General features: G+C 38.1%; 5 protein-coding genes and 1 pseudogene. 3 read left to right on the top strand and 3 right to left on the bottom strand.

Annotated elements, in window-relative coordinates:
* Window positions 1-862: 862 nt before the first annotated feature.
* Both FTU80_RS16225 and FTU80_RS16220 read right to left on the bottom strand, forming a co-directional pair.
* The gene (locus FTU80_RS16225) at window positions 863-1,426 is read right to left on the bottom strand and encodes a TetR/AcrR family transcriptional regulator (RefSeq protein WP_180086110.1); all 564 of its coding nucleotides are present in this window, start codon (window positions 1,424-1,426) and stop codon (window positions 863-865) included.
* A 287-nt stretch (window positions 1,427-1,713) separates the two neighbouring features.
* Window positions 1,714-2,349: a cation transporter gene (locus tag FTU80_RS16220; protein ID WP_180086108.1), complete on the bottom strand. Its 636-nt coding sequence runs from the start codon at window positions 2,347-2,349 to the stop codon at window positions 1,714-1,716.
* A 76-nt stretch (window positions 2,350-2,425) separates the two neighbouring features.
* Here FTU80_RS16220 and FTU80_RS16215 point away from each other — a divergent pair, with 76 nt between their 5' ends.
* From FTU80_RS16215 to FTU80_RS16205, 3 genes are all read left to right on the top strand, one after another.
* Window positions 2,426-2,842, top strand: coding sequence for a Cd(II)/Pb(II)-responsive transcriptional regulator (locus tag FTU80_RS16215; RefSeq protein ID WP_078194531.1), 417 nt, complete (start codon window positions 2,426-2,428; stop codon window positions 2,840-2,842).
* An 80-nt stretch (window positions 2,843-2,922) separates the two neighbouring features.
* The gene (yegQ, locus tag FTU80_RS16210; RefSeq protein WP_180086106.1) at window positions 2,923-4,317 is read left to right on the top strand and encodes a tRNA 5-hydroxyuridine modification protein YegQ; all 1,395 of its coding nucleotides are present in this window, start codon (window positions 2,923-2,925) and stop codon (window positions 4,315-4,317) included.
* Between the two features lie 9 nt (window positions 4,318-4,326).
* Entirely contained in the window at window positions 4,327-4,581 is a 255-nt protein-coding gene (locus tag FTU80_RS16205) for a YfhL family 4Fe-4S dicluster ferredoxin (protein WP_180086104.1), read from the top strand.
* 282 nt (window positions 4,582-4,863) lie between these two features.
* On the opposite strand, the pseudogene FTU80_RS16200 reads toward FTU80_RS16205, so the two are convergent.
* Window positions 4,864-5,000 (bottom strand): annotated as a pseudogene (locus tag FTU80_RS16200) (pyridine nucleotide-disulfide oxidoreductase); the annotation flags it as partial.

Raw genomic sequence — 5,000 nt, 5'->3', positions numbered from 1 at the left:
TAGATAGGCAAATCAAAGTCGCTTGCAGGCCTTGGTTTAAGACATGCTCCCCATCAATACGTTGAATAAAAAGCTCATCATTCAACGCAGGGTTGGAGAATTGCACATGAATGGCACGTTTTTGGGCGGATAGACCCAATTGTTCTAATACAGCAAATATTTTGCCTAACATAATAAAAATTCTAAATTGTAATCATGGAAATAATTTTGCTGCTAGTTTAGTCAAATTCATCAATAAACTTAATGCTTAAAACCATAGAAGATGTTTCGTTATGTAAAATCCACGATTCAAAAATTCACTTAAAAATAAAAAGCTGAGAACCCACTCACTAAATACTTCTTGCATATAAAATATTCACAAAATGGTCTTAGGCTATGTACTTGCACCCAACAAGCAGCATTATGCACACAACTGTAAAAATAGCTCTATCAACTAATTAACATCGAGCTTAATGATCAAAATTTTAATATTATCTTTAAAAAAAGTGAATTAATTTAAACTTAAGCTAGATTAAAAAACACACAAACCTTTCTTTCCTATCTTGTAATTCACCTAAGATCCCCTATAATTCAAAAAAAACAGACAAGTCTGTCTATTTTGCTGCAAAAACCGAATGAATTTAACATTCAGAGGGTAAAAATATAAATGAGAGAAAACGTATAAAACGTTCGAAAATCAAATCATTGACTTAAGCTAACAAAGTGAATGATTTGAACGCACAATTGTCAGCAAAGCGCGATTACCCCAAATAATCGCGCTTTTTATTTTCTTAGAATCTTAAGTCATGTGAAAAAAATTGATGGTTAATCAATACAAATAAGTCATCGCTAGATTTAAAACCCCGATGCCTACAAGCAAATTTTAAGCGGTCAATTCCAAACGAATTAAGCTTTCAACTCGCTTCCAATAATCTGCTAAATGCACTTGGTTGGGGTCAATTTGGGCTTGGATGGTCATGCCATCCAAAATACTACTCAGAAATGCAGCGAGTTGTTCAGTTTGCTGAATGCCCAGAGGTTGTAAGGCAGTACTTAATTTTGATTTGAGCCACTCTTTATAGTCAATCGCAGGTTGCAATGAAGACGGATAAACTTTAGATATTTCTTCTACTGCTTTTTGAAACATACAGCCATTAAAATCTGCAGTATGAAACCAAGCATCGTACCAAGCAAAAATAGTTTTAATATGCGAAAGATGGTCTTCTGGATCACATTCTGCAATAGCAGCTTCAAGTGATTCCTGTAAATTAAGATTTCGAATCACGAGACATTCTTCAATTAATTTGGCTTTAGAGGGGAAATATTTATAAAACGTCATTTTAGCAACGCCCGATTCCCCAATAATTCGATCTATACCAATCGAGTTATAGCTATAAGAATTGAAGAGTTGGAGCGCAACGTTAATGATGTCTTGCTTTTTCGACATTTAATTTACCTGATGCACCAATGGGGCCTAAACATAAAGCTTTTAAGGTAGAAAACCTAATTTTTAAACATGATTTTCGCGCGCTATTGTAAAGCATAACTTAATTGGAGTCTGTAGATAAAACCTCAGCACCCCATTAAATACAGTCTGATTTCAGATGATTTATCGAATTAGCAGTCAGGAAAATTTCGTATAAAACTGACTGCTATTTTAATATCAACTAGCGACTTAACGACTCTTCATCTGCGTTAAGAACCTTGCTGAAATAAATACCATTAACGGTGAATTTAAGAGCAAGGCGTGCTTAAAATATCTTTTTGCTTACGCTCTTGCAGTGCTTTTCGAATCACCTGATAACCGCCCGTTAAACCTAAAATCGCCATGATTACAGCCACAATCAAATCTGGCCATAGACTGCCTGTACCAAATACCCCAACAGCCGCCAAGATCACTGCGACATTACCAATGGCATCATTACGGCTACATAGCCAAACCGATTGCATATTGGAGTCACCTTCACGGAAAGCATATAAAACATATGCACAGATGACATTAGCGGCTAAAGCCAAGATACCAATCACCCCCATGGTGATCGGTTCAGGTGCGATCCCAGTGGCATAAGCATAGAGCACTTTGGCAATGACCACGATCCCAAACGCTGCCATGACAAAACCTTTAACCAAGGCAACTGTTGCACGCCAATATAAACTGGCGCCTAGCACGGCTAATGAAACTCCATAATTAACAGCATCACCAAAGAAATCTAACGAGTCCGCCCAAAGCGCAGAAGAATGTGCATAAGCCCCGCCAATCAGTTCCACCAAAAACATTATGGCGTTAATGATTAAGGCAATCCAAAGTGCAATACGAAATTTACTGTTGGGTTTGCTTGGTGCTGGCTCATGACTACATGTACATGCCATAAATGTGCTCCAATTTAAAAATCAATGGATTTGTATTATTCTTATTCAAAACTATGGACTCACTCCAAGGTCAAGCATGAACGTACAAAAACATTATTTGATTAAAGAATTGTCCACCAAATCTGGGGTAAGCGTTGACAGTATTCGCTTTTATGAAAAGAAAAAACTGCTGAAACCTAGCTTCCGCGCAGACAACAATTATCGCTATTATGATGAAGAAATGTACAAACGTTTGGTTTTTATTAAGCGCTGTCGAAACCTCGATATTTCTCTCACCGAGATTCAAACCCTGCTTGAACTTGAGCAATCACCTACACAAAGCTGTCATGCCGTGAATGAATTAATTGATAATCACATTCGTCAAGTTTCTGAAAAAATTAAAGAATTAGAAAATTTTAAAATACAGTTAAGTACGCTCCGTGCCAGTTGTAATGAAACCAGCCAAATCAATGATTGCCAAATTTTAAAACATTTGGAAAACGGAATATCTTGAAAACCCAACTAAAATACTTGGTTGAATCCTTTTTTTAGATCACTACAATAAAGCCATAAATTTTTTATGCCTTTATTGACATGACGATTCAACACGTAACCGAACTCCTCTCACCTGCTGGCTCATTGAAAAACATGCGCTACGCTTTTGCTTATGGCGCAGATGCCGTGTATGCAGGTCAGCCGCGATATAGCTTACGTGTGCGCAATAATGCTTTCGACCATGACAATTTAAAAATTGGCATTGAAGAAGCCCATGCTTTAGGTAAAAAGTTTTATGTGGTGGTAAACATCCAACCGCATAACTCAAAACTGAAAAATTTCATCCGTGACCTTGAACCTGTGGTTGCCATGAATCCTGATGCACTGATCATGTCTGACCCTGGTCTGATCATGATGGTGCGTGAACATTTTCCAGAAGTGTCCATTCATTTGTCTGTACAAGCCAATGCGGTGAACTGGGCAACGGTTAAATTTTGGAAAAATATGGGACTGACACGTGTCATTTTGTCACGTGAATTATCAATCGAAGAAATTGAAGAAATTAAACACAATGTACCTGATATGGAAATTGAAGTTTTCGTACATGGTGCATTATGTATGGCTTACTCCGGTCGTTGCTTACTTTCTGGCTACATGAATAAACGTGATGCAAACCAAGGTGCATGTACCAATGCATGCCGTTGGGATTATAAAATTCACGATGCAGTTGAAGATGAAACTGGTGATGTTATTCCAGTCACACAAATTGAAGAATCATCATGCTGCAATAATAAAAATGCCGATGAGCAACACGCCCTAGAACAACACCAATTCGGCGAGCCGGTTTTATTACAACGCAATGAAGAAGACATGTTTGCTGCCGAAGAAGATGAACATGGCACTTATTTCATGAACTCAAAAGACTTGCGTGCTGTACAGCATGTAGACCGTTTAACCAAAATGGGCATTCATTCTTTAAAAATTGAAGGCCGTACCAAGTCTTACTTCTACTGTGCGCGTACCGCTCAAATTTATCGTAAAGCCATCGATGATGCCCTTTCTGGTAAACCGTTTGACCCAGCTCTCATGTCACAACTTGAAGGTCTTGCGAATCGTGGTTATACCGAAGGTTTTCTACGCCGCCATGTTCATAGTGAATATCAAAACTATGAAACCGGTTCTTCACGTTTTGATCATCAACAGTTTGTAGGTGAAGTTTTAGAACGCGATGGCGACTCTCTTAAAATCGAAGTGAAAAACCGTTTTGTTGTGGGTGATTCTTTAGAACTGATGACCACTTCAGGCAACATCACCTTCGTTTTAACTGAAATGAAAGATAAAAAAGGTAATCTAATTGACGATGCCAAAGGTTCAGGTCATATCGTGGATATTCCTGTGCCTGCCGATGTCGATATGCGCTATGCCTTACTGATTCGTAATTTACCTAATTCGACCGTAGATATTTCGGCTTCGTCTTTAGCGTATCAGGCTTGAGTTCGCTTTATGGCTTTGTTGATTACAGATAAATGCATCAATTGTGACATGTGTCTACCTGAATGTCCCAATGATGCCATTTATGAAGGCTCAAAGATTTATGAAATTGATGTCGCACGTTGTACTGAATGTGTCGGTTTCTATGCGCACCAAACTTGCGTTTCAGTTTGTCCGATTGAGTGCATTATTCCGCATCCGGAGCATATCGAAAGCCAAACTGATTTATTGGAGAAGTTTAAGGGTTTGAATTTATTTAAATCTTAAATGCATGGTGTGATTGGCGTAAGACTTGCTTAATCCACTTTATATAGAGAAACAACCTTGGGGAAAGTATAAAAATAAGGTTGTAAAACAAAAATAGCTGGGCAACGAATAGGGTTCAAAATGTGTGGGGACATTTTTGAATCCTAATTTTGCAGAAAAAAAAAAGGAACTCCGGTGTTAGCGTCCAAAGTTCCTATAAAACGAGAATATTAAGAAAAATAATATTCTAATGACAACATTCAGCGCGGCCAGTGTGTTTCTCGAAACACACTGGCCTTTCTTTTATTGACCCGAACGGATGATGTAATCAAAAGCAGATAATGATGCTTTCGCGCCTTCACCTGTCGCAATGATGATTTGTTTGTACGGTACTGTTGTACAGTCACCGGCAGCAAATACACCTTTTACATTGGTTTCGT

Source organism: Acinetobacter sp. YH12145 (assembly GCF_013418335.1).
Classification (GTDB): domain Bacteria; phylum Pseudomonadota; class Gammaproteobacteria; order Pseudomonadales; family Moraxellaceae; genus Acinetobacter; species Acinetobacter amyesii.
The sequence above is the reverse complement of the archived record's forward strand: the minus strand, read 5'-3'. Positions and strand labels throughout refer to the sequence as shown.

Coding starts and splice junctions, on each gene's coding strand:
- FTU80_RS16225 (WP_180086110.1), bottom strand. CDS start 1,426: ATGTCGAAAAAGCAAGACATCATTAACGTTGCGCTCCAACTCTTCAAT.
- FTU80_RS16205 (WP_180086104.1), top strand. CDS start 4,327: ATGGCTTTGTTGATTACAGATAAATGCATCAATTGTGACATGTGTCTA.
- FTU80_RS16220 (WP_180086108.1), bottom strand. CDS start 2,349: ATGGCATGTACATGTAGTCATGAGCCAGCACCAAGCAAACCCAACAGT.
- FTU80_RS16215 (WP_078194531.1), top strand. CDS start 2,426: ATGAACGTACAAAAACATTATTTGATTAAAGAATTGTCCACCAAATCT.
- yegQ (WP_180086106.1), top strand. CDS start 2,923: ATGACGATTCAACACGTAACCGAACTCCTCTCACCTGCTGGCTCATTG.